The following is a 23,422-nucleotide window of genomic DNA, read 5'->3' as shown; positions in this document are numbered from 1 at the left end:
GGAGGCCTCATGACGCCGCTGATGGCGGTGCCTTACTGAAGCGATAGCTTGCCATCATGGCTGACATCTATGAGCTCTTCATAGTCCTGAACCTGCGGGGGAGTCTCTCGGACGAGGAGGCCGCAGAACTCCGGTGGCATCTCGGGCTGGGAGCCAAGCCGGACACTCTCCACATCATCTCCGGGTTTCCCGCCGTGACGGAGGACGACTGCGGTGAACTCGTCGTGGAGGACCATCCCGTGCCGTTGCTGAGCCGGCAGGGCGAGGCTTGGAAGATCGACGGAGCACTCGTGTCGGTGCTGCTTCGCCCTGAGCCCGCCGGTCAGGGGCCGTGGGCTCTGACCGTTCGGCAGGAGATCCACCCTGACGAGTTCGACCTCACGGGCGAACTGCTCAGCTGGCTCGCTGCCAAAGCCGATGACCGACACCGTTCCGCCGCCAGTACGGTTCACGTGGGCTGGACCAGATTCTGCGAATCGGACCGGTTCGAGCCCCTGATGGTCCGTGGTGGCAAGGTCGAATGGCCGTAGCTGCGCCCGCCCGCCTGGATGCTCGTACGAGCATCGGGAATCTCGTGACGATCGGTCCCCCTGCCCCTGAACTCTGATTCCTCCGTCCCTGACTTCTGCTGTTGCCCTGGAGCTGTCCTCCCTTTCGTCGACGCGAGGTTCGCCCTTGGCGTTGGCCAAAGTAGTGGCCACCCGCCGGTGTGGGGTGCTGAGCACCGTACGGGGCCGGCCCAGCCCCTCACCCAGCCCCGCCCGGAACGGGTGGACGAGGGTCCGTCGCCGGCTGGGAGTCACACCGGGTACGGCAGGTCCAATAGCGCGAGTTCGGCTGGATCGATCACAGCGGTGATCTCGGTGACACGACCGTCGACGACGTTGAAGACGAGGAGGGAGAGCGGGGTGCCGTCTTCGCTCCAGGAGATGACGCCGGGGCGGCCGTTGACGGTCGCCGCATGTCCTCGTGCTGCGTCCCTGGCCATTCGCGCGCGGGTGGCGACTTCGGTGGCTCCGAGCATGACGAACTGGCCGTTCGCGGTGTTGACGGTGAACTTCACTTCGGGGTGGAGGATCTGTAGAAGATGCTCGAACTCACCGTCACGGGCCGCGGCCAGGAAGGCTTGGACCACTTCGCGTTGTTGTCGTAGGGCGCTTGCCGGCTGTTGAGCCGTGCGTACCTTCCTGCGGGCGCGGCTGGTCAGCATTTTGGTCGCATCAGCGGATTTGCCGAGAATGGTGCCGATCTCCTCGACGGGCACGGCGAACACGTCGTGCAGCACGAACGCCAGTCGTTCGTGCGGGCGCAGCGAATCGAGGACCGTGAGGAGCGCGAGGCCGACGGCATCCCCGAGGGTCACGAGGTCTTCCGGAGCAGGAGCGTCGTCGAGTGTCACGGTGAGTTCGGGTACCTGGTCGTCGAAGGCGACTTCCGGGCGGGTCCGGCCGGACCGCAGGACATCGAGGCTGATGCGGCCGACGACGGTCGTCAGCCAGCCGCCGAGGTTGTTGATGGTGTCGGCGTCCTGGCGGGAGAGACGCAGCCACGCCTCTTGGACCACGTCTTCGGCGTCGGCGTGTGACCCGAGCACGCGGTACGCGATGGCCCGGAGCCGGTCACGCTGGGACTCGAAGGCATCGGCGATCGGATCGGTGGGATGGGCGCCGGGCATGTTGTTACCTCCATGGAAGGTGCTTCGTCATAGGGGTGACGGGCACCAGCCCCGCAACGTAACCCGAAGAAGGAGAGCACCCCACATGGAAAACCGACTCAAGAACAAGAACACGAACAACGCCGATGTGTGGACCGCGATCCAGCACCTCCACAAGGCGATCGCTGCCGGGGGCGTCGACCCGAAGCTGCTCGCGCTGGTCCACCTGCGCGCCAGCCAGATCAACAGTTGCTCGGCGTGCGTCCACGCCGGTGTCACCGGGGGGAAGAAGGCCGGTGACACCGACGAGCGGCTGCACAATGTGGCGGCGTGGCGTGAGGCGCCGTTCTACAGCGATGCGGAGCGCGCGGCGCTGGCGCTGGCCGAGGGAGCCACCCGGCTGCAGGATGGTGCGGAGGGTGTCACCGACGAGATCTGGGAAGAGGCCAACGCCCATTTCACCGAGGAGCAGATCGGCGCGATCAACCTGGAGATCGCGCTGACCAACTTCTTCAACCGGCTCAACCGCACCGTGAAGGAACCGGCCGGTCAGACCTGGGGCTGAGCCCGGCGTGAGTTCTACCCACTGACTGAGCAGTCGTGAGTGAGCAGTGGTGACTGAGCTCGGCGGGAGTCCGGGCCTCAGCTCCTCACCTTGTGGCCGCAGCCGGTCTGCCCTCGGTGGCTGCGCGGCCCGGGCGCGGGGGCCCGCGCGGTCAGGTCCATACCGAGGCGTCTGTCCACGTCCAGTTCGAACCTTGCCGTCCTTGCCGTAGGCATTACATGGGTCCAGAACAGCGGGGTGTGCGCCCGCCGGTCCGCTTCGGTGAGGAGTCAGCCCGCTTCGGGCCGACGAGGGCCTGCTGCGTCAGCAGCATGTGGACGTGGGCCAAGGCGGACTGGAGCAGGAGTGCGCGAACCAGGCCGGTGCGGTAGCCGTTCGGGACTCGCTCGAGGACGTCGGCGGAAGCTTCGGCTGCTGTGCCGGGGTCGCCGTCGATGCGGCAAGGACGCCGCGGTGCCATTCCCGGCAGAGTCCCGGTCGTCACGGACAGGGACCGGGTGAGACGAGAGCGTTGTTCTGGGCGGCGGCAGCGGGACAGGCTTCGGCTTCCTGTTGTGGGGTGGGTGGGTGGCCAGGGTGTTCGGGGTTGTTTCACGGATGGCTGTCGGGCTTGTCGTGGGCGGGGCCGGTGAGGGTGTCGAGTCGGGCGGCGAGGTCGGGGTGGGTGGTGGTGAGGTGGGGACGGGTGGCGTTGAGGGGTGGGAGGAGTGCGGCGGGGTCGTCCTGGGCGAGGGCCGTGTCGAGCTGGCTGAGGGGGTGGTGGGCGGCGGTGGGGAGGTCGGTGAGGTTGGTGATCTGGGCGGCGATGCGGCGTAGGCCGGCGGCGTTGTCGCGGGCCCAGGTGGCGGTGGTGCGGTCGGCGGCCCGGCGTTCGCGGGTGGCCTGGACGCGCTGTTCTCCGGTGGTGCCCGGGGGGCCGGGGCGGCCTCGCAGGTAGCGGCGTTCGGCGGCCTGGCGGCTGGCGACACCGAGGGGGTGGGCGAGGTCGGCCCAGCTCGCTCCGGCGTCGCGGGCGGTTTCGATCAGGCCGGACTCCCATCCGGCCAGCTGCTCGCGTACGTGGCGCAGCAGCAGGAGGGAGGTCAGGGCCTGCTCCGGGTCGGTGCCCTCGTCGGAGGGGGCATCGACATCCTCGCGCTGGGCGGCGCGTACAGCGCTGTTGATGGTCTCCAGGGCTGCCGCGGCGGCGAGAAATGATGCCGGGCTGTGGCCGTCGGCGCTGGACGAGGCCGACGAGTCGGCTGCTGCCATGAGTACCTCCTTCAGAAGTGTCATCCTTTCGATGACTTCCTGTTTGTCATCCATTGGATGACATGCTACAACGGATTCAGTGCAGCGCATTGGCAGGTACTGCCCGAACCTTCTGGAGGTGTTTCACGATGTTGATGCGCACCGACCCCTTCCGCGAGCTCGACCGTCTCGCCCAGCAGCTGACCAGCTCCGGTACGTGGTCGCGACCGTCCGTGATGGCGATGGACGCCTACCGTGAGAACGACGAGTACGTGGTGGCCTTCGACCTCCCCGGTGTCAACCCGGAGGCGATCGACATCGACGTGGAGCGGAACATGCTGACGGTCAAGGCCGAGCGCCGGCCCGCGGCGAAGGCCGACGACGTCGTGATGGAGCTGTCGGAGCGGCCGCTGGGTGTCTTCTCCCGCCAGATCGTGCTGGCCGACACGCTGGACACCGAGCGCATCAAGGCCGACTACGACGCCGGGGTTCTCACCCTGCGCATTCCGATCGCCGAGCGCGCCAAGCCCCGCAAGATCGCCGTCGGCGGGGAGTCCTCCCACAGGCAGCTCTCCGGCTGAGCCCGGCGTCCTGGGCGGTCCGGCGGGGGAGAGGCGCCTGGTCTCCCCCCGCCCCGTCCTGCTTAACCACCAGACCTGACAAAAGAGGTGGCGGCCGACATGACTCTGCGATGGGAAGCATTTCTCGACCACGTGAAGGAACGCGGCGAGTACGGCAGTCGGCAGGAGGCGGAACGCGCGGCCCGCGTGGTGCTGGCCCTGCTCGGCGCGCACCTGGTCGGCCAGGTACGGGCCCAGCTGGCGGCGCGTCTGCCGGAGGGCTTCGCCCTGATCCTCCTCAATCCGCTGCAGAGCGCTGAGCCCCTCGTGCCGGAGCGGTTCGTGCGGGCCACTGCGGCCTGGATCGAGGGAGCCACGGAGACGACCGCGGCCTGGGACGTCAGCGCGGTCCTCAGCACGGTCGCCGACGCGGCCGGCGACGATCTGCTGCGGCAGATCCTGCTGCAGCTGCCCGCAGGCTACGACCTCCTCTTCGGCCGCCCCCAGCCCACCTGACGACCACGCGCCGGTGCCCGCGTCTGCCCGGGAACCGGCACCACCATCTCGGATACCGGAAGGAACCCACCGAAGTGATCTCCGACCTGCGCGCACCACTCCAGCGCCCGCTCGTGATGACGTACAGGCAGATGCTGGAGAAGGTCCGCTACGAAGGCGCCTACCCCACCCAGGAGCGGGCCGAGGAAGCCGTCCGCCTGGTCCTGGCGGGACTCGGGCGCCAGCTGACGGGTGACGAACGCGTCGAACTCGCCGGCCGCCTCCCTTTTGAGGCCGCCGCCGTCCTCACCGCCCAGGTCCCCGACACCCAGCCCCTCACCGGCTGGTCCTTCGTCAAGGACCTCGCCGACCGCGCCGGAGCCACCCCCGCCACCATCCGCTGGGACACCGGCGCTGTCCTCGCCGCCGTCGCCGCCCTGGCGGGCCCCGACCTGCTGACCCGTATCCTGCGCCGGCTCCCCAACGGCTACGCGCTCCTGTTCGGCCGCGCCGAGCTGACCCAGGCCGCGTAAAAGGGCCCCGCAGTCGTCCACGCGCCACCCCTCGGGGCCCTACGGCTACGCGTACCCGGCTGTTCCGGCTGAGGTCGGCCATGTGCCGGGCGCCGGCCGACGCGCTGCCCACAGTCGTCGCGGGTACGGTCGCGGGCAGGGCGGTGAGGCCCGGTGGCGCTGGACGCGGTCGTCGAAGCCGGCCCCGGGAGGCGAGCGGTGGAGGCGACCGCCGGCCCGCGCTCCGAGCGGAGTATTGCGGCTCCTGGGCGGCGTCCACGACGCCTGCCGCGCGGTTACGAGGAGCAACGCCTGCCTGCGTCACCATGTCGCCGACCAGGCCGCGCTGCGCGCATTCCGCTAGTGCCTCGGCAGCTCCGCCCTCCCGGCGTCGGCGCCCTCATCCACGGCCTTGTGCGCCCTTACCGAGGCCCTGCCCCGCGGCTGTACGGCCAGGGCCCGGACACCCGGGCCCGACGTGCCGTCGAGACTCGCTCAACTGACGGCACGACGGCGGCTCGTTGCCCTCCGTAGAGTGCGAAAGGCCCTGTTCAGACGCATAATTGAACACAGGGGGACCACCCTGAGGAGTCGCCATGCCGATGCTCCTGATCAGAGGCTTCTACGACATCAAGGGCTCCCAGCCGGACGGGGACACGGTGGCCTTCACCGCCGGAGACCCGGCCGAGTGGGACCTCGTGGGCGGCGGGCTCGGCCGCGGCGTCGAGCACAGCGCCACCGGCCGCGCGAAGCTGCGGCTGGACGCGATCGACGCACTGGAGACGCACTACGGCGCCAACCGGGTCCACCAGCCCCTGCAGTTCGCCCACGCCGCGCGCGACGAGTTGCTGAGCTGGATCGGCTTCACCGAGGTCCAGCGTGAGGGCGAGAGCGTGATCGCCTCCACCCCGGACACGGTCCCCGGCTTCGTTCTCACCCGAGGCACCGACGTCCACGGCCGGTGCATTGCCCTGGCGGGCCGCGGCGCACCCCCGGGGGACAGCGGCCGGGAGATCGACGTGGACCCCGCCGTGCTGCGGACGACGCTCAACCACCACCTGCTCACCGCGGGTCTGGCCTACCCGACGTTCTACCGCAGCCTGTTCACCAGCCTGCGCGCCGAGATGGCCACCACGGCCGAACAGGCCCGGACAGAGGGCCGGGGCCTGTGGCCGAGCGACGTCACCCTCACCGGAGTGAAGGTGGACGGCCTGTCCTCACTGACGGACGACGCCGTGCTCCTGCCCAAGCTGTTCCGCCGCCTGGTGGACTACCTGAACCTCGGTACGATGCCGCTCACCTGCTTCCCCGCCTTTCTGGCCGGCGTGGGGGACCGGTTCTCCATCCTGTCCACGGGCGAACGCTGCGTCGGACTGCACCGGGTCGTGGAGACCACGAACGGCGCGACCGTGCGGATGACCCGCCCGCCCGAGGACCTGCTGTTCGAGGACTCCTGAGAAATCCACGGCTGACCGGGACCGTGAGAAGTCGGCGCTGGTGGAGACCGGCTGACGGTCTGGGGCCGGCAAGGACCCCGCCGCACCGGCCCGGCGGGATCCTTGCCGGTCCCAGTCCGGCTGCTGGCTCAGTGAATCCGCCCCCGGTCCTCCGCGCGCGGCGGCCTCGGCCCTCGGCCGGTGGCTCGGCTCCGTTCGTGGCTCCGTTCGTGGGTGGCTCCGTTCGTGGCCGGTGTGGGAGTCGGGGTGACAGCGATCCAGCGCGCGTAGTGGTCGATCCGCTCCTCGCGCGGTCGGTGACCCGCTTCCCCGACGGCCCAGGCCAGGGCCTGTTCGTCGCGCAGGAGGAGTACCGATTCGACAGAACAGAGGGGCTCTCCAGGCTGTCCGGCAGGGACGCGGGCCGTAGGTGGCGAAGGGGCAGACGCGGGCGAAGGCCGGCAGCAAGGCGCGGCGTCCGGCGGTGGTCAGCGCATCGGGTGGCGCGGCCGGTCCACCGTGCGGACGCTCTTCGGGTGGTGCGGCGCCCCCGTGCGTACGCTCATCGGGTGGTGCGGCCGGTCCTCGGTGCGGACGCGGCGGGCGGCATCGGCGGCAGGCCGGCCGCGAGGTCCGGCAGCAGGACGGGCTCCAGCCGGACCCGCTTCTGGTGGGCGAGGTACCGACTGAGCTCCGGCGGCCGGTATCCGGCGTCACGCCCGTAGCGCTCCTTGGCCGGGACCGCCAGGAACTCGTTCCCGTCGGGCTCGTCCCGGTCGTTCACCGCGCTGCCCAGCGGCCGGTGGTAGGCCTTGGCCAGCCGGTACATGCGCGTCCGCGACTCATGCAACTCACCCGAACTGTCCGGCTCGACCCGGAAGTCCACGCTGTCGTGCGGCGTCATCTCCTCCGGCCCGGCCGCGCTGAGCGCCTCGTCGTCGAAGCCCAGCCCGTAGCGCCGGGCCTGGTCGGCCATCCACAGCAGGGCGATGTCGGACAGCCCTGCCTCCGTGTACCCGCCACCGACATCGCAGTGCACCCCGGCGAACCAGACCTGCTTCAGCTCCTGTCCCTGCCGGGCGGCGTCGGGCCGCTGGTGCCACAGCGCCGGTCGGAACGCCGAACGCTGCTCGTCGATGGCCAGCGCGTGGAAGGCCCCCTCGACCCAGCCGCTCAGCTCGGTGTCGTGGAACGCCCAGCGGTGGTTGAACCCGTTCACCGCCGCCTGGAGCGGAGCGGCGTCCGGCAGAGGTATGCCCAGCGCACCCACGGTGTCCCACACCCCGATGAAGCGGATTCCCGTCTCGCGGGCGTACGAACGACGGAACAACGTGGACGCCGCGCCGTTCGGGTGCTCGGTCCGGTTGCGGTAGAGGGACCACGCCGCCTGCGAGCGGTCGACGTGTTCCCGCCGCAGGATGCCGCTGTTGCGCACCAGCCCCGCCAGACTGCGGGCGGTGAACGCGCCCCGGCTGAAGCCGAAGAGGAACAGTTCGTCCTCGGGCTCGTACGTCTCGACGAGGAACCGGTAGGCGTCCGCGACGTTCCGCGAAAGCCCCGCTCCGAAGGCGCCACCCCGCAGCCGCTCCCACTGCTGGGTACCGACGCCGCTGTGGTAGTAGACCCGCTGGTCCTTCCCGCCGACGGACCCCTGGCGCACGGACAGGGCGACCTTGGCAACGTTCGTCTTGCTCGGCTGGTCGGCGAAGTTCCATGTGCCGTCGCAACAGACGACCAGACGCTTGGCCATGACCATGCCTCCTCGCGAGAGCGTGGAGTGAGTGGTGTAGAGCACCAATTCCATGGTTCCACCACCCGTCGGGCCGCGCCATCCGTGAGGGGGCGCGAGGGGCCCCTTGGCGGCGGTGCAACGCTGCTTCTCCCTCCCGGAGATGGGCAGGCGCGGCGCAAGGTCCGCCCTCCGCGCCCGGGGGCGCTCTCCAAGGGCGCGAGGCATGTCGGCTCGACCAGGCCGGTGGGCAAGCGAACATCCCGTCGCCGCGGGGACCTGATCACGTCCAGACCGCGACCGGCTCCGGGCGGCGGCCCAGCTGTCACGCGCAGGGCTTGCCGATCCCGCCTCGCGCTCCGTCGTCCGTACGGGCGGTGGCGCCGGCGCTGCGCTCGCGTGTCAGTCGGGTAGGGGTACGCGAATGACGGGCTCGAACGGGCGCTTGTTGAAACCGCTGCGTACATTGCGGCAGCTCGGCGCCGTGCACATGAAGAACTCGTCGACCGTTCTGCGACCGGTACGGTTCTTGAGCCAGACCTTCTCGTTCCCGGTCAGGGGGCGGTGCTGTTCGTCAGAGTCGCAGGTGAAGCAGTACATCCTGGACGGTGGCATGAAACCTCCTGGAACAGGAACAGGCGGATAGGCCGAACCCGAGCATAAGTGAATGCTTGGGACAGTGACAGGATCCAACCGGCCGTCTGCATGGCCCGGAACCCGCCTGGCGGGAAGTTCCGTCTCTCGGTCCGGTGTCGGGGTCGGTGTCGGTGTGAGTGGAGATGGTGTCACCGGTCTCGGCGTCCGGTGCCTCGGTGATGGGTCAGTTCAGTGCGGTCTTGAAGAGGCGGCTCGCGCCCTGTGGAAGCGAGAACATGAGGAGCGGGACCGCTGTCGTGGGACGTGGTCCCCCGCCAGTTGCCGTTGCCTCAGTTCGAGCATCCCCTGCAGGCGTCGCTCATCTGCTGTCGTACGCGAACGGGCCGGGCCGGCGTGTACCAACTCCGGTTGCCGGTCGGTGCGCCGCAGGTACGGGTCTGGGGGCGGCGCACCCCACCGCACGGTCCGTGGATCCGGCGCATCTGCGGCCGCATGCCCGCTGCGACCACCGCAGGATTGACGCAGGGACCGCTTGAGGCTGAGAGGCGTGCCGCGAAGCCGGCACCCACTGAGACAACAAAGCGTTGTTCCGTTGTGGATGTTGCCGATGCCGGAATCGGCGTCAGTCGCTACCGCAGGGCCGAGGGTCGGCGAAGTTCGTCTCTCCCGCGATGAAGCGGTCGACCTCGCCCTTGTCGTCGATGGCGAAGGTGATGACCTTGCCCTGGAATTGTGCTCCGCTCGGGGTGAAGACGAGTTCGTCCGCGTTCGGCTCCTCGATCTCCTCGGCGTATGTCGTCAGTACCGCGTCCCGTGTGCTGCCCCGACGGATTCCCGATGCGGTCATGGTCGACGCAGGTGACAGGACATAGACCGCGACGAGACGGTCGTCAGTACTGAAGCGCAGCAGCAGCCCTTCCGGCCCTCCCTCGATGCGCAGATCCTTACAGTCAGGGCCTCCTGGGCCATCAGGGATGCGGGCTCCGATCGCCTGCTCGGCTTCGGTGCGGGGCATGCCTATCGTCAGGGGACCAATTCCGTTGACGGTGACGTGTTGTGTGCTCAGGGCTGTACGGTCGGGCTTTTCGGTGCTGATCTCGGACTGCTGGACGAACCGGCTGCCGTCCCAGCGCCAGCTGATGTGACGGAGCATCGACGGGCCAGTGGCATGGCTGTCGCCAGGCCCGTAGAACTTGACGTCTGCCAGGAGGCGTCCACTGCGGAAGCTCACGGTGCCCGGCTGATACTCCGGGGCAAGTCCGTCGACCTGGAACGTGGGCGTGCGGCCGACTTCCCGACCGTCCGCCGTGCGGTATACGCGCAACTCCTGGAGCCTGAAGTTGCTCGGTTGTGGGCTGCAGGAGAACAGCACGGCGGTCACGTCACCGAGGCGCGGCACTGTGCCCCGGGTGATCCGCTGAATCCGCACCTGCCACTGGTCGTAACCCCCGATGCCGCTTCCCCGCGCGACCCCTCGGCCGTTGCGTACCGAGATGGGCACCGCCTGGTCGGCGATGTCATCGCACGTCACACCGTAAGCACGGTTCTTCCAGTCGACGGTGGCTCTGGAGGCCAGAAACTGCCCACCCTGCGTGGTGGCCGGGCCGGCGTAGCAGTGAGCGGAGTCGCCGGGGCACTTCACGTCATGCAGATCCGCCGCCCGGCGGGTGAGGTCCGCTGTTCCGGCCCGGTAGCCGGTCCCGCAGACCGGGTCACGGTGGTTGCAGAGACTCTGCACCCGGTCGGCGAACGGGGGGTAAGGGGTGCGCAGACTGTGGCCGAGGATGACGGCCAGCCCTTTCCCCTTTCCTGGAGCGTTCCACTGCGGGTCGCCATACAGCTGGGCCGCGAGTACGAGGGGACGGCGGTGCGAGTCGGTGAGTAGGAACTTGTCGACGACCCATGCCCCCAAGGAATAGCCGGCAAGCACGAACTTCGTGGACGGACACTGACTGACGGCTCGGTCCATAGCGTTCTGGAGGGCCGAGACGCTTGCGTTGACATCCGGCGCGATCCCGTTCCGGCTCTTGGACGTCTTGTCCAGGAATTCTTGTGTCGTCACTTCAGGGAAGAAGACAAGATCTCGAACGGGGCGGGCCGCTTTCGCGTCGACCGCGGACTTGAACGCCGTCCAGGTCGCGTTGATGGGCTCGGACCGCTGATCGCTCTCTTCGTTCAAGCCGTGCAGGCCCAGGAAATGAACCGGGCACGTAGTGGCGGCGACTGCAGACTTGAGAGGCAGGCTTACGGAAAGTCCGGAGGGCACTACCAGAGCCACGGCTAGGGCGATTGCAAGGTAGGCATTTCGTGTCATGTTCCGCCGCTCCGTAGGTGCGTCGGCCCACCTGAGCTGGACCCTCAGACCTTTCCAGAACAGCACAGCGCTCAGCACCGTGCATCTCACGGGCCCTTCCGCTACCCGGGCGACACACCTTGACGCCGCTCACTACCGCCACCATCGGTCAGCCGGCCTGCTCGCAAGGGACAGCCGGTGCCGACGCGCTCGGCGAGGTCGGCGCGCAGGGTGGCGAGTTGCGCCATGCGTGCATCGACGAGCTGGATCTTTTCCTCGAACAGTGCGGACAGCGCCTCAGCGACATCCGGCGCCCCGCTCAGTCTCTCGCCGGTCCGCGCGATCTCCGCCAGAGAGAAGCCGAGTGTCTGTGCGGTACGGACGTAGTGCAGCCAGGCCACTGTCTCGGGCCCGAAGTCGCGATAGCCGTTGGCCAGGCGCTGCCCCTCGATGAGGCCGATCTTCTCGTAGAACCGAAGGGTGTCCCTGGTCATCCCCGTCTGAGCGGCCAGCTCTCCGATGCGCATACTTCAGCGCCCCCTTCACGGATCACGGACTTGACCTTGGACCGTACTCCACTGTTTAGCCTCAGGCGTCGGTGACCCCCAGACGAACAGGAACCTCGTCATGATCCGTCTTTCCGCCCCCGCACGTCCCGCCTATCTTCGTGTCGTACGCGCGAGCGCCTGGTACGACCTCGCCGTCACCGCGGGATTCGCGACACCGTGGACGTACGCGCTGGTGCACGGTGCACTGTCGTCGTCGGGCGACGCACTCGGGTGGGGTGTCCTGCCGGAACTCGACGTGTGGCAAACCTTGTACGCAAATCTGATGGGTTCGGTCGTAGTCGTCTGGGCCGCCCTGCGCATCGTTCGGCCGCTGCGTGTGCACGGATTGTTCGACGGCGTCGCACGCACCCTGTTCTCCGTGTGGATGGTGTACGCGCTGGCCGAGGGTGCCGCGCGGATTCTCTGGCTGTTCCTCACCGTCGAGATCGTGTGGGGCATCGCGCAGCTTGTGCCCTGGTTGCACACCCGACACAACGATGTCGGCCTTGAGTACCAGGTCGGCCAGGCGGAACGCCCAGTGGCCAACTGACGCGCCCGGTCTGTACGACATGGTTGGGCGGGACGAGCCAGGTGACATCGTTTCGGAAGAGGGGTGGGCAGGGCACGCTTGTGTCAGTTCAGGCGTCCGCCGATGCCGCCGTCGGGGGCGACTCCGTAATGCGGGCGAGGTCGTCGGCGGTGAGGGCAGGTCGGCCGCGGCGGTGTTCTGGGCGACGCGTTCGGGGGTTGCGCGAGCCGGGAGGGGGACGACGGAGTCCGCTCCTCCTTGTCGACCAGGCGGCCGTAGAACAGTCCCTCCCCACCACCCCTGTCTTGATCATCTCGCATGGAGGATCGCGGAGCACGGCCGGCCGCCGTCGGGGCCTTGTTGCGTGGCACTGGTCAGGCGTACCGGCGGAAGTCCAGCATGTAGAAGACCTTGTCGTAGCGGTGTTCGCCGACGGCGACGAAGTCGGCAAGACGGCCGTATTCGGTGAAGCCCAGCGACCGGTAGAGGTGCAGGGCACTGGTGTTGTCGCCACGGGCATCCAGGGTGAGGACCTCGATACCCGCCTCCCGGGCGTCAGCGATCAACGCAGAGGCCAGCGCCCGACCGACGCCCCGACCATGGGCAGCAGTCTCTACCGCGATCTTCTCCAGATCGGCATGTGGCCGATGGGTCGGTCGGGCGTAGCGCAGCCAGTACCCCAGCCCCACGAGCCGACCGTCGAGATAAGCGGCACGCAGGGCCGCATCCCCGTCCTGCACCGCAGAGACGACGTGGCCGAGAAGTTCCACCACCTCATCCCGCGAGGGTGGTTCGACCCAGCCCAGCGCAGCGCCCCCACTCACCAGCTCCGCCAGGATCTGGTGGGCCGACTCCGCAAACCGGACCTCCATCCCTGGATCAGCGGTCAGCTCCATGGCGTCAAGGATGGCGGGCTCAGAGGGCCCACCGCTGGTCATGGCCGGATTCATGACCGCCAGCCTACGGGACAGCCCTTAGCCAGCCCACGACCCACCGAGACCCCGCTCCGCAGCCTCGGCTGCAGCAAAGCCGTCACTGACCGGCCGGGCCCGCGGCGGGCTGACCACCAAGGTCCAGCAGGCCGCGGGCATCGCGGATAGGACCAAGATCAGGTGAACCCATCCTGGGGGGTGAACGTCAGAGGGCGGGAACCGGTGAAGGCCGGACTGTTCCCCGCCGCGTCAAGACACCGTCAGCACCAGCGTGTGTGGCGGCAGATGTGCCAGCCGTCGCCAGAGCCACCCGAACCTCCGGAGCCGCCCGCACCGCCGGGGATTCCGTTCGGGTACAGCCTCGTGCGGTTCCGGTCGCGGGGGTACGGGTCGAGGTAGTCCGGGTCGCCGTCGTCGTCGCGGTCCGGCAGGTAGGCGTCCCTGCCCCGGTCCGGGGCGGGGCAGCCGTGGTCGGGCGAGGAGAGCGCGAGGCTCACGACGTAAATCTTGTCAGTGAGGGGGCCGCCGCTCGCCGGGTCCTGCCGGCACACGCGCCAATCGTCGAACTCGCCCTCACGGGGGAGCGTGTCGTTGAGGTACGCGGCCTCGGCGTGCACCTCGTCCTCGGATACGCCCGCGGCCGTCACCTTCGGGACGGCGGCGCGCCAGGTCAGCCCCAGGACGTCGGGCATCTTCTTCCACGGCACCGTCTTGCCCTCGGTCTCGGGGCACGGTTCCTCGCGGCGTACGACACCGAAGTCCACGATCGGCTCCGCGGGCGATCCGCCGGTCTCCTGGAAGCAGACCTTCCACAGCGAACGGGCCGTCACCTCCCGCTTCTGGTCCGAGGCGTCGTGGTAGGTGACCGTGAAGCCCTTCCTCCGCGACTTCGGGAAGGCCACGTCCAGCGAGTCGCCCGTGAGGTCGGGCACCGTGGGCATCGTGGCCTCAGGCGTCGCCCGCGAGGCGGTGGGGAAGCGGCTGGGGCGGGTGGGCGGCTTCGTGGCCTCGGCGTTCGCCGCCCGGGCCGGGGTGTCGGCAGGCTGCTCGGGGAGCACTGCCCCGAAGAGGGCCATCGCCGCGACCGAGGCGACAACCCGGGCCGACCTGGGCCAGGGGCTGCGCCGCCACAAGAGGAACAGAGCGACGAGGAGGGCCACGCCGCCGAGCCGGTCGTTCACCAGGCCCAGCAGGGGGACGGCGGCGATGGCTCCCACGCGCGCGGTGCCCGTCTGCCACCAGGGGCCGGGTGCGGAGGGCGGGGGAGGCGAGGACTCGTGGCTTTGAGGGCCGGACATGGTGGCGCGGAGCCTTTCCATCCGTATGTGCGAAAGCTGACCGCCCGCATCGTACGCAGAGGGTGGAAGCCGCCGTTCCGGTGGTGCCCCTGATGCGCCGTGGTGAACAGGGCTGGTGATGGGTTCTGTGGCGATACCGAGGGGTTTGCCTGGGCGGGTGCTCCCGGAACAGCCTCCGCGGCCGGCCGGTGGCCGGGGATCGTCGGACACCTCCTACCCACCAAGATCCGCCGGCCAGGCCTTGCTGCTCCAGCCGGACATCGGCGGTGTATGTCGTGGTCCACGGCTTGAGCCTGAGCATTTCAACGGAGTGGTGCCGGGTACGGGGTGGGTGGGTTCGGCCAGTTCCGCAGAGGAGCCCTCCGTGTGCGGTGGCAGTGGCGCGACCGGGCCCGGTGTCGTCGGAGGTGCGGGGATGTCGATGAAGGCTGGGGTAGCGATGGCCCGACGGGTGACCGGGGCCCTCTCGTGGCCGACTACACCTCGTTGAAGCCGCGTGATGCGTCGTAGATGTCCAGTTCGATGAAGATCACGTAGAAGCTTGTCGCGACGTACTGGACCATTACGTGGTCTTCCCACACCGTGCGTGTCACTGTGTCGGTCGTGTAGGTGAGGTGGCTGTCGGCGCCTTCAGGCTCAGCTGCGATCCTGGTGACCAGACGCAGGAACGTTTCCCGATCTTCTTCCGGCATGTAGTCACGGAACCGCACAACCTGCTCGGTGAACTGCACTTGTCTCTGCATCGAGGCAAGACTTTATGGCGCGGCGCAGGGTTGTGCCGGGCATTTCTGCCGGGGTCTGTTCGCCTGCAGGTAGCCCAGGCGGCAGCGTCCTCTCCCGGTCGTCGGAGACGAGGTCGGCCGAGCTTCGGCAGGGCGCGGCAGTCGCCGCATGTGCACTCGGTGCCCTCATCGCGTACGGAATCGGTGCAGAGACGGCCGTCTTCGTCGGCGTGGTGTGCGACCTGGCACCCGGATCGACGTAGACGTCGCGGCCGAGCCGCGCAGTGGTCGTGCCCACTTCGTTCGTACTGATCAGCGGCCGTGCGCGGCCTTATCGGCCTTCAGGCTGCGTCTGTGCCGGTGGGGCGGTCGCGGAGAGGGTGCGTAGATCGTCGAAGGCTCGGATGAGATGTGCGTCCAAGCTCTTTGAGGGGTCGTCGATCCAGGCTTGGGCTGCTTGATGGAAAGCGGCCCAGCCGGTGTGGGCTGCCAGGCCGGCCAGCCGGTCGGGGACTCCGCGCTGCCGCAGCGCCTCCGCTACGGCTTCGGTGAGCGACGCGGCCTTGGCCAAGTCGCGTTCGCGGAGTGCTGGTGTCACCGCGATGACCTTGAGCCGAGGTTCGGAGAACGGGCGGTTGTCCTCAAGGATCCGTCCGGCTTTCCGGAAGGCGCAGAGCAGCAGGTCGAGCGGCCGCAGGCCGTCAGCGGCGTCGGCGACCTCCTGCGTCAGCGCGGCCCGGAGGCGGGCTTCGCCGTCGAAGAGCACCTCGCGCTTGTCCGGGAAGTGACGAAAGAACGTGCGCTCGTTGACGCCGGCCCGGGCGGCGATCTCGGCCGTGGTGGTCTGGTCGTACCCGCGTTCCTGGTACAGCTCCAGGGCCGCCTGCTGAAGGCGGCGTCGCGCTTCTGCTCCGCTCCGTGGCATCCCTCGATGTTACCGGATATGTCACTGACTGGCGCTACTTGACGTCAGTTACTGACGCTACCTACAGTCAAGGCCACGACGTAGCGCCAGTTACTGGCGTTAAGAAAGGGGAGAGTGTCATGCATGTCTTCGTTACCGGTGGTACCGGCCAGACCGGCCCGGCAGTAGTCGCTGAGCTCGTCGCCGCCGGCCATTCGGTCACCGGTCTGGCGCGCTCGGATGCCGCCGCTGCCCGGCTGGAGTCCCTGGGGGCCACCCCGCACCGCGGCTCCCTGGACGATCTCGACAGCCTGCACAGCGGCGCCGCAGCCGCCGACGGCGTCCTGCACATGGCGTACGGCGGCGACTTCTCCGACCTTGACGACATGATGCGGCGCGACCGGACCGCGATCGAGACGCTGGGCCGGCCGTTGGAGCACTCGGGCAAGCCCCTCGTCGTCACCTCGGGCACCCTGGTCATGCCCGCGGGCCGGGAGACCACCGAGCAGGACGAGCCCGACGCGGCCGGGCTCGCTGCCTTCCGCATCGTCGGCGAGCGTGCGTGCCTGGGCTTCGCCGACCGAGGAGTGCGCGCCGGCGTGATCCGCCTCGCTCCCACCGTCCACGGTCCCGAGGACCACGGTTTCATCCCCATGCTCATCGCCACCGCACGAAAGACCGGCGTGTCGGCCTACGTCGGCGACGGCGCCAACCGGTGGCCTGCCGTACATCGACTCGACGCGGCAGTCCTGTTCCGCCTCGCATGGGAGAAGGCGCCTGCGGGCAGCGTGCTGCACGGAGTGGCCGAAAGCGGCGTCACCCTGAAGAGCATCGCGGAGACGATCGCCCGGGGCCTGGATCTGCCCACGGTCTCGCTGACTCCCGCCGAGGCTGCCACGCACTTCGTGAGTCCGTTCATGGCCACCGCCTACGGCTTCGACGGGCCCGTCTCCAGCGCTCACACTCAGGAGCTGCTCGGCTGGTCACCCATCCACCCGACACTGCTTGACGACTTGGAGCACGGGGATTACCTGGCCACGTCGGCGTCCTGACATCCTCACACCTATCCGGATCCCCGGCTCGGCTGACGGGTGGTGGCGGCCGGAGGCCAAGACGCGCTGGTGCGGCGGCGGCTCGGCGCGGTGAGCGAAGGAGCCCGGGGTGGTCCTCGACGCCGGCGCCGCGACGGTACCGCCAACGCCAACGCCAACGCCAACGCCAACGCCAACGCCAACGCCGACGGTGACGCCGACGTCATCGACAAGCCCGGGCGCTCTCGGCCGTCCGCGCTCAGCCTTGCATGCCGCCATCCAGCGCCCGCCTGCCGCCGCTGCCTCGACGCTACGGGCATCGCCGGCGGCGGGCGGTGGTGGCTCACCCCGGCGGTTCTGGGACTGGTCGCACCGGTGGCACCGCTGGGTGAAACCTCGACAGCGCGTAGACCGTCCTGCCTGACGACCTCGGCCGATCCGCCTCCCCGATGAAGACTTCTTCTGTCCGCGTGTCAGAGACGGCCGGGCTGTCTCGTCTCAGGTCGTGAAGACAGGTTCCGCGAAGAACCCGCCGCGACAACAAGGAGCAGGCCATGAGCGAGCAGAGCACATACCAGCGAGTCGCGTTGGTCACCGGGGCGAACAAGGGGATCGGTCGTGGCGTTGCCGGGCAACTTGCCGCGCTGGGCATGACGGTCGTGGTCGGGGCCAGAGACCCACTGCGTGGAGAGGAGGCCGCCGCGGCGGTGCGCACGGTCGGCGGCGACGCGCACGCGATCACTTTGGACGTCACCGACCAGGCCACCGTGCAAGAGGCCGCGAAGCAGGTCGAGGAGCGCTTCGGCCGGCTCGACGTCCTGATCAACAACGCCGGCATCACCGGCTCCGGACAGGTGTCGCCCGAAGACGCCCACGACCAAGTCCCGAGCTCCGTCGACCTGGACATGGTCCGGGCGGTGTTCGAGACCAACGTCTTCGGGGTGATCGCGGTGACCAACGCGATGCTGCCCCTTCTGCGGCGGTCGCCGGCGCCACGCATCGTCAACGTGAGCAGTCATGCCGCGTCGCTGACTCTCACCAGCGATCCGGACGGCCCCTTCACAGCGCTGCTGCCGTCGGCCGCGTACGCGCCGTCCAAGACCGCACTGAGCGCCCTGACCGTGCAGTACGCCAACGAGCTGCGGAAGCACGGCATCCTGGTCAACGCGGTCGCCCCCGGATTCGTCGACACGGACAGCAACAACCACACGGGGTTCCTCACGGTCGCGCAGGCCGCCGAAGTCGTGGTGCGCCTGGCTACGCTCGGCGCGGACGGAGCGACCGCCGGGTTCTTCAGCGAGGAGGGCCCGGTGCCCTGGTGATGGTGGTCCTGGACAGCTGCGCTGTATTGAACCGGCGACATAGCTCGACCCTGGTGTCAGCCGGCCACCCGACAGGGGTAATTGTTCGCCAAGAGACACGGTTTCTCCGACTGGGAGCTCTGCCGTCGCTCGTGGCGGCGTGACTTCAAGGAGGATCCGGAGTGACGAAGGCCGAAGAGTTCCAGGAACTGCGGCCGCTGCTGTTCTCGATCGCCTACCGGTTGCTGGGCAGTGTGAGCGAGGCAGAGGACGCGGTCCAGGAGACATGGCTGCGCGACCAGGCCACCTCCACCCGGCCGGGGTCGGCCAAGGCGTTCCTGTCGACCGTGGTCACCCGGATCTCGATCGACGTGCTGCGCTCGGCTCGCGTCCGGCGGGAGGAGTACGCCGGACCGTGGCTGCCCGAACCGCTGTTGACCGATCCGTACGAGGATCCGGAGCGGTCGGCGGAGCTGGCAGACTCGCTGTCGATGGCGGCCCTGCTCCTGCTGGAGCGGCTCACCCCGCTCGAGCGCGCGGTCTTCGTCCTGAGGGAGGTGTTCGCCTTCGGCTTCCCGGAGATCGCGTCGGCCGTGGGACGGTCGGAGGCGGCATGTCACCAGCTCGCGACGCGGGCACGCCGACACATGGATGCGGGCCGGGTCCGGTTCGAGGCCGACCGGAAGAAACGTGAAGAACTCGCCGAACGCTTCTTCGACGCCTTCCGGGATGGAGACGTCGACGGGCTGGCCGAGCTGCTGGCCGCCGACGTTCACATGGTCGGCGACAGCGGCGGCAAGGCCCCGCAATTCAAGCCCGTCGTCTTCGGTGCCGAAAACGTGCTGGGGGCGCTGGCGACGTTTGCCCCGCTGGTGATCAGGAGCGGTGGCATGGTGGAGCCGCACCCGGTGAACGGCCAGCCGGGCGCCGTCTTCCGCGACCGGAACGGCCAGGTCCTCAGCACCTGGGCGCTTGACGTGCTCGACGGGCAGATCCAGACGATCCGCACGGTCAACAACCCTGACAAGCTCGGGCACGTCGGCCCTGTGGCGGACGCCTGGGAGGCCTTCCGTGAGGCGAACCTGGCACACCGGGCCACAGATTGACCGAACTGCCGACCGTGTTCCGGGGCCGGGATGCCGGGATCCGGGCCCGCGCCGAGGGAGCGGCGAGGCGGAACCGCACGAGGCCAACGTCATCCGCCTCGTGCGGGGTCGGCGGCGATGGTCGACACCAAGTCGGCCGGGGCCGCCGGGCAGCGCAGGCGACCGGCGGAGCTCCGGCCCGGGGACACGTATCTGTCACCCACACTGAGGCCCTCGTCGAGAGGTCCGTACCGGCCGGCGGGAGGGCGGCACCGGGCCGCTCTCCGCAGGTGCCTGGAACGAACTGCTCATGAGCCATCCTGTAGCAGCCGGCAGTCCGCTGCCGCAGGGCACGTCCGGGGGCTCGCGCGGGGAAGTGGGGCGGACCGCTCCCGTCGCGCGGGCCTCTGGGACGTAGCGGCGTCAGATGGTCACGCAAATACCGTCCTCGATGGTGCGGCCGTCGCGCTCCAGGGCGCCGCAGACGAGCTTGGCGCCCGCCTGCTCGTACCCGACGGCCCAGCGGTGGGAGGCGGCGGTGACCCGGCCCGACCGGAACTCACCCCAGTAGGCCCGCAGCACACCCGCGTTGCCATCGCGGGTCTGGACGGTGATGTCCTGTACGAAGCGGTTGTGGTGGGCCGTCATGACACAGATGTACTGGCCGCACGTACTGTTCACCTCGGCGCTGGCGGGCGACGCGGTGGCGAAGGCGAGGGCAACGGCGGCGAGCAGGGTGGCGGACTTCCGCATGACTGAGTTCCTTCCGGGGTCGGGTCGGCCACACCTCCGTCATGGCGTGCGGCGGACCCGACCAGTAATAGCGTCCCGGTGGCTCCCGCACGGGCATCCGGCGCGGCATTTCCCCTGATCAGGTGGCCTTTGCTGTCTGATCATGCGACCGGTCCGGACGCAGTGCCGTTTCTCCTCGACCGTACGCGGGTGCTCACCCCCGCCCGCGCCTTCGACGCCCGTGCCGGGACCGGCCCGGTTCGGCTGCCGTCAGAAAGCCCGCCGAGTGCTGCCCCAGCGCCGGCAAGCTGATCTCATCTCACGCTCGGGGCCCCATCCCGGTGAAGAGAGCGTCGAGAGTTCGATCGACGTACTCGTGGGTCAGTGGTTCCTGCGTGATCAGCAGACGGAAGTACAGCGGTCCGGAGAGGATCGCCATGGCCAGGTCCAGGTCGAAGTCAGGCGAGAGCTGTCCCTGGTCTCGGGCTGTTCTCAGGCGTGCCACGGTCTTGTCCGCTTGGGGAGCGATGAAGCGCTCGTTGAGCGCGGCGGCGACGCCGGGGTCGTGCTGGGCTTCGCCGACCAGGGCCTGGAAGAGGGGCCGGAGCGGTGCCGCGGTCAGGAGGTCGACGGCCTCGTGGATCTGCTGGCGCAGGTCTGCGAGAACATCGCCGGTGTCGGGGTAGTCCAGACCTGGCTCATTGAGCGAAAGCAGCGAGTCGAGCAGCAGGGCGCCCTTCGAGGGCCATCGGCGGTAGATGGTGTGCTTGCCGACACCGGCCCGGGCGGCGATCGCTTCGATGCTGAGCTTGGCGTAGCCGAGCTCCTGGCCCAGTTCCAGCGTTGTTCGCTTGATCGATTCTGTCAGGTCGGGGCCGCTACGACGGGCGTTGGTCATGGTCCCACCCTACCGGCACGGCACGTGCCGTTCTTGACAGGACTCCATGATCCAGGCACGCTTCTGCCCATCGACACGGCACGTGCCGTGCCTTAGTGGGGAGGGGCGAGTGGACGCTGACGTGATCATCGTGGGTGCGGGGCCGACCGGTCTGATGCTGGCCGGAGAACTGCGAACCGCCGGCGTGCGCCCCCTGCTCCTGGAGCGGCAACAGCAGCTGCGCGAGACGCCACGAGCGAACGGGGTGGGCGGGCAGATCCTGGAACTGCTCCGCTACCGGGGCATGCTGGCAGATCTTCACGCGGCCGCCACGGACCCTCACCCCGCTCCTCGGTTCCCGTTCGGTGACGTACACCTGGACTTCAGGAACGTGGCAGATCCACCGTTGCGCTCGGTGCAGATACCGCAGCCGCGTCTGGAGTATCTGCTGGAGGAACGCGCCGGACGGCTCGGGGCCCGGATCCGCCGCGGACACGAGGTTGTCCGCGTCAGCCAGGACCAGGACAGCGTGACCGCGGAAGTCCGTTGCGCGGACGGGCCGTACAGGGTGACCGCTCCCTACCTGGTCGGCTGCGACGGCGCGCGCAGCCATGCGCGTGAGGTGGCAGGCATCCCGTTTCCTGGAACCACCTGTCCCGAGGTCAACCGGCTCAGTCACGTCAAGCTGTCCGAGGGGGCGAGACGGTGCGACAACGGCGACCTCGACGTGCCCGGGCTGAACAGGATCCGTGCGGGGTTCACGCGGACCGAGCACGGGGTGTTCGGGTTCGGCTGGCTCACGTCCGAGGTACTGCTCATCTCCACCACCGAGGACGAGAACACCACCTACGAAGACGATGCGCCGATGACCCTGGCCGAGCTCCAGGACAGCATCCGTCGTGTTCTCGGTGCGGACCTGCCCCTGGGAGAGCCGCTGCGCCTGTCGCGATACCAGTTCCAGGCCCGGCAGGCCGAGCGATACCGAGAGGGGCGCATCCTGCTTGCCGGTGATGCAGCCCACCAGTTCCCCGCCACCGGGGTCGCCCTCAACGCCGGCATGCTCGACGCGGTCAACCTCGCATGGAAGCTGGCCGCCCAGGTCCACGGCTGGGCGCCGCCCGGCCTGCTGGACACCTACCACAGCGAGCGGCACGCCGCCGGAACGCGGACGCTGCTGCACACCCGCGCCCAGGCGGCGTTACGACGCGGACACGACCCCGCAGCACAAGCGCTCCGCGAGGTCTTCCAGGAACTGCTCGGCGACGAAGCACCCCTGCGCCGCATCGGAGCCATGGTCGCCGGAAGCGATATCCGCCACCCGTCGCCCGACGGCGACCAGCATGCCCTGACCGGCACCTTCGCGCCCGACCTCACGCTGCACACCGGCCAGGGCACGACCAGCGTCGCGGAACTCATGCATCCCGCGCGCCCCGTGTTCCTCGACCTCGCGGACCGTCCCGACCTCCGCGAGATCGCCGACGGCTGGGCCCACCGCGTCGACGTCCACGTCGGCGGCACCGAGCTCCGGCCGGCCGACGCCATCCTGGTCCGCCCGGACGGCCACATCGCCTGGGCCGCCCCCGTGGGCGCATCCTCCGGCAGCCTCGCACCCGCACTGCGGCAATCACTTTTCGCTTGGTTCGGACCTCCGCAGAACGAGGGGGCCCCGACCCACCGGCCGACGCCGGACCCCGTTCCGACCACTCCTGCACGATGAGGACGCTCGCCATGCCCGTACCCGCCGACCCCACAACCCTCCACCCCATGCCCGACCAGCCGCGGGTGGTGCTGCTCAAGCCGTTGGTCACATCCCCGCTGATCGAGGTCGGGGAGTACACCTACTACGACGACCCGGACGACGCGACCGCGTTCGAGACCCGCAACGTGCTCTACCACTACGGCCCGGAGAGGCTGGTCATCGGCAGGTTCTGCGCATTGGGCACCGGGGTGCGGTTCATCATGAACGGCGCCAACCACCGCATGGACGGGCCTTCGACCTTCCCCTTTCCCACGATGGGCGGCTCCTGGGCCGACCACTTCGATCTGCTCGCCGGCCTGCCCAATCGCGGAGACACCGTCGTCGGCAACGACGTCTGGTTCGGCCAGGGGACCACCGTCATGCCCGGCGTGCGTATCGGACACGGCGCCATCATCGGCAGCGGCTCGGTGGTCACCCGCGACGTTCCCGACTACGGCATCGTCGGCGGCAACCCGGCCCGTGTCGTCCGCACCCGATACGACGACCGGGACATCGCCCGGCTGCTCGCGCTGGCCTGGTGGGACTGGCCGGTGGAGCACATCACCAAGCACGTAAGGACTCTCATGTCCGGCAGTGTCGACCAGTTGGAAGACGCGGCGCCCACCCTCGGGCGCCCGTGATCCACCCCGCACG

24 protein-coding genes are annotated in these 23,422 nt (G+C 69.1%); 12 read left to right on the top strand and 12 right to left on the bottom strand.

From position 1 onward, the window contains the following. Positions 1-56: 56 nt before the first annotated feature. On the top strand, positions 57-530 hold the full coding sequence (locus ABZ454_RS03210) for a hypothetical protein (protein WP_359535844.1): 474 nt from the start codon (positions 57-59) through the stop codon (positions 528-530). A gap of 269 nt (positions 531-799) precedes the next feature. On the opposite strand, the gene ABZ454_RS03205 is transcribed toward ABZ454_RS03210, so the two are convergent. Then, entirely contained in the window at positions 800-1,675 is an 876-nt protein-coding gene (locus tag ABZ454_RS03205) for a sigma-70 family RNA polymerase sigma factor (protein ID WP_359535843.1), read from the bottom strand. Positions 1,676-1,760: 85 nt separating this feature from the next. On the opposite strand from ABZ454_RS03205, the gene ABZ454_RS03200 reads away from it, so the two are divergent. Beyond that, positions 1,761-2,219: a carboxymuconolactone decarboxylase family protein gene (locus ABZ454_RS03200; protein WP_359535842.1), complete on the top strand. Its 459-nt coding sequence runs from the start codon at positions 1,761-1,763 to the stop codon at positions 2,217-2,219. A 591-nt stretch (positions 2,220-2,810) separates the two neighbouring features. On the opposite strand, the gene ABZ454_RS03195 is transcribed toward ABZ454_RS03200, so the two are convergent. Then, positions 2,811-3,470: a type III effector protein gene (locus ABZ454_RS03195; protein ID WP_359535841.1), complete on the bottom strand. Its 660-nt coding sequence runs from the start codon at positions 3,468-3,470 to the stop codon at positions 2,811-2,813. 128 nt (positions 3,471-3,598) lie between these two features. Between ABZ454_RS03195 and ABZ454_RS03190 the strand changes: the two genes are divergently transcribed. From ABZ454_RS03190 to ABZ454_RS03175, 4 genes are all read left to right on the top strand, one after another. Next, positions 3,599-4,030, top strand: a complete 432-nt coding sequence (locus ABZ454_RS03190) for an Hsp20/alpha crystallin family protein (protein WP_356314694.1) — start codon at positions 3,599-3,601, stop codon at positions 4,028-4,030. A 99-nt stretch (positions 4,031-4,129) separates the two neighbouring features. After that, the gene (locus ABZ454_RS03185; protein WP_356314691.1) at positions 4,130-4,525 is read left to right on the top strand and encodes a DUF2267 domain-containing protein; all 396 of its coding nucleotides are present in this window, start codon (positions 4,130-4,132) and stop codon (positions 4,523-4,525) included. Between the two features lie 74 nt (positions 4,526-4,599). Continuing rightward, the gene (locus tag ABZ454_RS03180; RefSeq protein WP_359535840.1) at positions 4,600-5,037 is read left to right on the top strand and encodes a DUF2267 domain-containing protein; all 438 of its coding nucleotides are present in this window, start codon (positions 4,600-4,602) and stop codon (positions 5,035-5,037) included. A 575-nt stretch (positions 5,038-5,612) separates the two neighbouring features. Beyond that, the gene (locus tag ABZ454_RS03175) at positions 5,613-6,473 is read left to right on the top strand and encodes a nuclease (RefSeq protein WP_356314685.1); all 861 of its coding nucleotides are present in this window, start codon (positions 5,613-5,615) and stop codon (positions 6,471-6,473) included. Between the two features lie 541 nt (positions 6,474-7,014). Here ABZ454_RS03175 and ABZ454_RS03170 read toward each other — a convergent pair. The 4 genes from ABZ454_RS03170 to ABZ454_RS03155 form a co-directional block, all read right to left on the bottom strand. Next, the gene (locus ABZ454_RS03170; protein ID WP_359535839.1) at positions 7,015-8,202 is read right to left on the bottom strand and encodes a DUF2235 domain-containing protein; all 1,188 of its coding nucleotides are present in this window, start codon (positions 8,200-8,202) and stop codon (positions 7,015-7,017) included. Between the two features lie 381 nt (positions 8,203-8,583). Beyond that, positions 8,584-8,796, bottom strand: coding sequence for a hypothetical protein (locus ABZ454_RS03165; protein ID WP_356314679.1), 213 nt, complete (start codon positions 8,794-8,796; stop codon positions 8,584-8,586). A 604-nt stretch (positions 8,797-9,400) separates the two neighbouring features. Continuing rightward, on the bottom strand, positions 9,401-10,957 hold the full coding sequence (locus ABZ454_RS03160; protein ID WP_359535838.1) for a cutinase family protein: 1,557 nt from the start codon (positions 10,955-10,957) through the stop codon (positions 9,401-9,403). 236 nt (positions 10,958-11,193) lie between these two features. Continuing rightward, positions 11,194-11,598: a MerR family transcriptional regulator gene (locus ABZ454_RS03155; RefSeq protein ID WP_359535837.1), complete on the bottom strand. Its 405-nt coding sequence runs from the start codon at positions 11,596-11,598 to the stop codon at positions 11,194-11,196. A 100-nt stretch (positions 11,599-11,698) separates the two neighbouring features. On the opposite strand from ABZ454_RS03155, the gene ABZ454_RS03150 reads away from it, so the two are divergent. Continuing rightward, positions 11,699-12,169, top strand: a complete 471-nt coding sequence (locus tag ABZ454_RS03150) for a hypothetical protein (RefSeq protein WP_359535836.1) — start codon at positions 11,699-11,701, stop codon at positions 12,167-12,169. 353 nt (positions 12,170-12,522) lie between these two features. Here ABZ454_RS03150 and ABZ454_RS03145 read toward each other — a convergent pair whose 3' ends face one another. The 4 genes from ABZ454_RS03145 to ABZ454_RS03130 form a co-directional block, all read right to left on the bottom strand. After that, on the bottom strand, positions 12,523-13,098 hold the full coding sequence (locus ABZ454_RS03145) for an N-acetyltransferase (RefSeq protein ID WP_359535835.1): 576 nt from the start codon (positions 13,096-13,098) through the stop codon (positions 12,523-12,525). 242 nt (positions 13,099-13,340) lie between these two features. Beyond that, positions 13,341-14,378 carry a PASTA domain-containing protein gene (locus tag ABZ454_RS03140; protein ID WP_359535834.1) on the bottom strand — a complete coding sequence of 346 codons (1,038 nt, stop codon included), beginning with the start codon at positions 14,376-14,378 and terminating at the stop codon, positions 13,341-13,343. A gap of 476 nt (positions 14,379-14,854) precedes the next feature. After that, positions 14,855-15,109 carry a hypothetical protein gene (locus ABZ454_RS03135; protein ID WP_359535833.1) on the bottom strand — a complete coding sequence of 85 codons (255 nt, stop codon included), beginning with the start codon at positions 15,107-15,109 and terminating at the stop codon, positions 14,855-14,857. A 322-nt stretch (positions 15,110-15,431) separates the two neighbouring features. Beyond that, positions 15,432-16,025, bottom strand: coding sequence for a helix-turn-helix domain-containing protein (locus tag ABZ454_RS03130; RefSeq protein ID WP_359535832.1), 594 nt, complete (start codon positions 16,023-16,025; stop codon positions 15,432-15,434). 119 nt (positions 16,026-16,144) lie between these two features. On the opposite strand from ABZ454_RS03130, the gene ABZ454_RS03125 reads away from it, so the two are divergent. The 3 genes from ABZ454_RS03125 to ABZ454_RS03115 all read left to right on the top strand — a co-directional run bounded on the left by ABZ454_RS03125 (position 16,145) and on the right by ABZ454_RS03115 (position 19,442). Next, complete coding sequence (locus ABZ454_RS03125) at positions 16,145-17,056, top strand: SDR family oxidoreductase (RefSeq protein WP_359535831.1); 912 nt, start codon at positions 16,145-16,147, stop codon at positions 17,054-17,056. Positions 17,057-17,589: 533 nt separating this feature from the next. Beyond that, the gene (locus ABZ454_RS03120) at positions 17,590-18,357 is read left to right on the top strand and encodes an SDR family oxidoreductase (protein ID WP_359535830.1); all 768 of its coding nucleotides are present in this window, start codon (positions 17,590-17,592) and stop codon (positions 18,355-18,357) included. Positions 18,358-18,518: 161 nt separating this feature from the next. Continuing rightward, the gene (locus ABZ454_RS03115) at positions 18,519-19,442 is read left to right on the top strand and encodes an RNA polymerase sigma-70 factor (RefSeq protein ID WP_359535829.1); all 924 of its coding nucleotides are present in this window, start codon (positions 18,519-18,521) and stop codon (positions 19,440-19,442) included. A 402-nt stretch (positions 19,443-19,844) separates the two neighbouring features. Here ABZ454_RS03115 and ABZ454_RS03110 read toward each other — a convergent pair whose 3' ends face one another. Next, entirely contained in the window at positions 19,845-20,174 is a 330-nt protein-coding gene (locus ABZ454_RS03110; RefSeq protein ID WP_356314641.1) for a hypothetical protein, read from the bottom strand. A 298-nt stretch (positions 20,175-20,472) separates the two neighbouring features. Next, positions 20,473-21,051 carry a TetR/AcrR family transcriptional regulator gene (locus ABZ454_RS03105; RefSeq protein WP_359535828.1) on the bottom strand — a complete coding sequence of 193 codons (579 nt, stop codon included), beginning with the start codon at positions 21,049-21,051 and terminating at the stop codon, positions 20,473-20,475. Positions 21,052-21,160: 109 nt separating this feature from the next. Between ABZ454_RS03105 and ABZ454_RS03100 the strand changes: the two genes are divergently transcribed. Then, entirely contained in the window at positions 21,161-22,747 is a 1,587-nt protein-coding gene (locus ABZ454_RS03100) for an FAD-dependent monooxygenase (RefSeq protein ID WP_359535827.1), read from the top strand. A gap of 11 nt (positions 22,748-22,758) precedes the next feature. After that, positions 22,759-23,409, top strand: a complete 651-nt coding sequence (locus ABZ454_RS03095) for a CatB-related O-acetyltransferase (RefSeq protein WP_359535826.1) — start codon at positions 22,759-22,761, stop codon at positions 23,407-23,409. The last annotated feature ends 13 nt before the right edge of the window (positions 23,410-23,422 follow it).

It is taken from the genome of Streptomyces sp. NPDC005803 (assembly GCF_040630435.1).
Lineage (GTDB): Bacteria > Actinomycetota > Actinomycetes > Streptomycetales > Streptomycetaceae > Streptomyces.
Note: the sequence above shows the minus strand (reverse complement) of the source record. Positions and strands in the feature narration are given on the sequence as shown.

What these genes read in the sequence shown, in the direction of transcription:
- ABZ454_RS03210 (WP_359535844.1), top strand. Translation starts at nt 57, where the DNA reads ATGGCTGACATCTATGAGCTCTTCATAGTCCTGAACCTGCGGGGGAGT.
- ABZ454_RS03205 (WP_359535843.1), bottom strand. Translation starts at nt 1,675, where the DNA reads ATGCCCGGCGCCCATCCCACCGATCCGATCGCCGATGCCTTCGAGTCC.
- ABZ454_RS03200 (WP_359535842.1), top strand. Translation starts at nt 1,761, where the DNA reads ATGGAAAACCGACTCAAGAACAAGAACACGAACAACGCCGATGTGTGG.
- ABZ454_RS03195 (WP_359535841.1), bottom strand. Translation starts at nt 3,470, where the DNA reads ATGGCAGCAGCCGACTCGTCGGCCTCGTCCAGCGCCGACGGCCACAGC.
- ABZ454_RS03190 (WP_356314694.1), top strand. Translation starts at nt 3,599, where the DNA reads ATGTTGATGCGCACCGACCCCTTCCGCGAGCTCGACCGTCTCGCCCAG.
- ABZ454_RS03185 (WP_356314691.1), top strand. Translation starts at nt 4,130, where the DNA reads ATGACTCTGCGATGGGAAGCATTTCTCGACCACGTGAAGGAACGCGGC.
- ABZ454_RS03175 (WP_356314685.1), top strand. Translation starts at nt 5,613, where the DNA reads ATGCCGATGCTCCTGATCAGAGGCTTCTACGACATCAAGGGCTCCCAG.
- ABZ454_RS03170 (WP_359535839.1), bottom strand. Translation starts at nt 8,202, where the DNA reads ATGGCCAAGCGTCTGGTCGTCTGTTGCGACGGCACATGGAACTTCGCC.
- ABZ454_RS03165 (WP_356314679.1), bottom strand. Translation starts at nt 8,796, where the DNA reads ATGCCACCGTCCAGGATGTACTGCTTCACCTGCGACTCTGACGAACAG.
- ABZ454_RS03155 (WP_359535837.1), bottom strand. Translation starts at nt 11,598, where the DNA reads ATGCGCATCGGAGAGCTGGCCGCTCAGACGGGGATGACCAGGGACACC.
- ABZ454_RS03150 (WP_359535836.1), top strand. Translation starts at nt 11,699, where the DNA reads ATGATCCGTCTTTCCGCCCCCGCACGTCCCGCCTATCTTCGTGTCGTA.
- ABZ454_RS03145 (WP_359535835.1), bottom strand. Translation starts at nt 13,098, where the DNA reads ATGAATCCGGCCATGACCAGCGGTGGGCCCTCTGAGCCCGCCATCCTT.
- ABZ454_RS03140 (WP_359535834.1), bottom strand. Translation starts at nt 14,378, where the DNA reads ATGTCCGGCCCTCAAAGCCACGAGTCCTCGCCTCCCCCGCCCTCCGCA.
- ABZ454_RS03130 (WP_359535832.1), bottom strand. Translation starts at nt 16,025, where the DNA reads ATGCCACGGAGCGGAGCAGAAGCGCGACGCCGCCTTCAGCAGGCGGCC.
- ABZ454_RS03125 (WP_359535831.1), top strand. Translation starts at nt 16,145, where the DNA reads ATGCATGTCTTCGTTACCGGTGGTACCGGCCAGACCGGCCCGGCAGTA.
- ABZ454_RS03120 (WP_359535830.1), top strand. Translation starts at nt 17,590, where the DNA reads ATGAGCGAGCAGAGCACATACCAGCGAGTCGCGTTGGTCACCGGGGCG.
- ABZ454_RS03110 (WP_356314641.1), bottom strand. Translation starts at nt 20,174, where the DNA reads ATGCGGAAGTCCGCCACCCTGCTCGCCGCCGTTGCCCTCGCCTTCGCC.
- ABZ454_RS03105 (WP_359535828.1), bottom strand. Translation starts at nt 21,051, where the DNA reads ATGACCAACGCCCGTCGTAGCGGCCCCGACCTGACAGAATCGATCAAG.
- ABZ454_RS03095 (WP_359535826.1), top strand. Translation starts at nt 22,759, where the DNA reads ATGCCCGTACCCGCCGACCCCACAACCCTCCACCCCATGCCCGACCAG.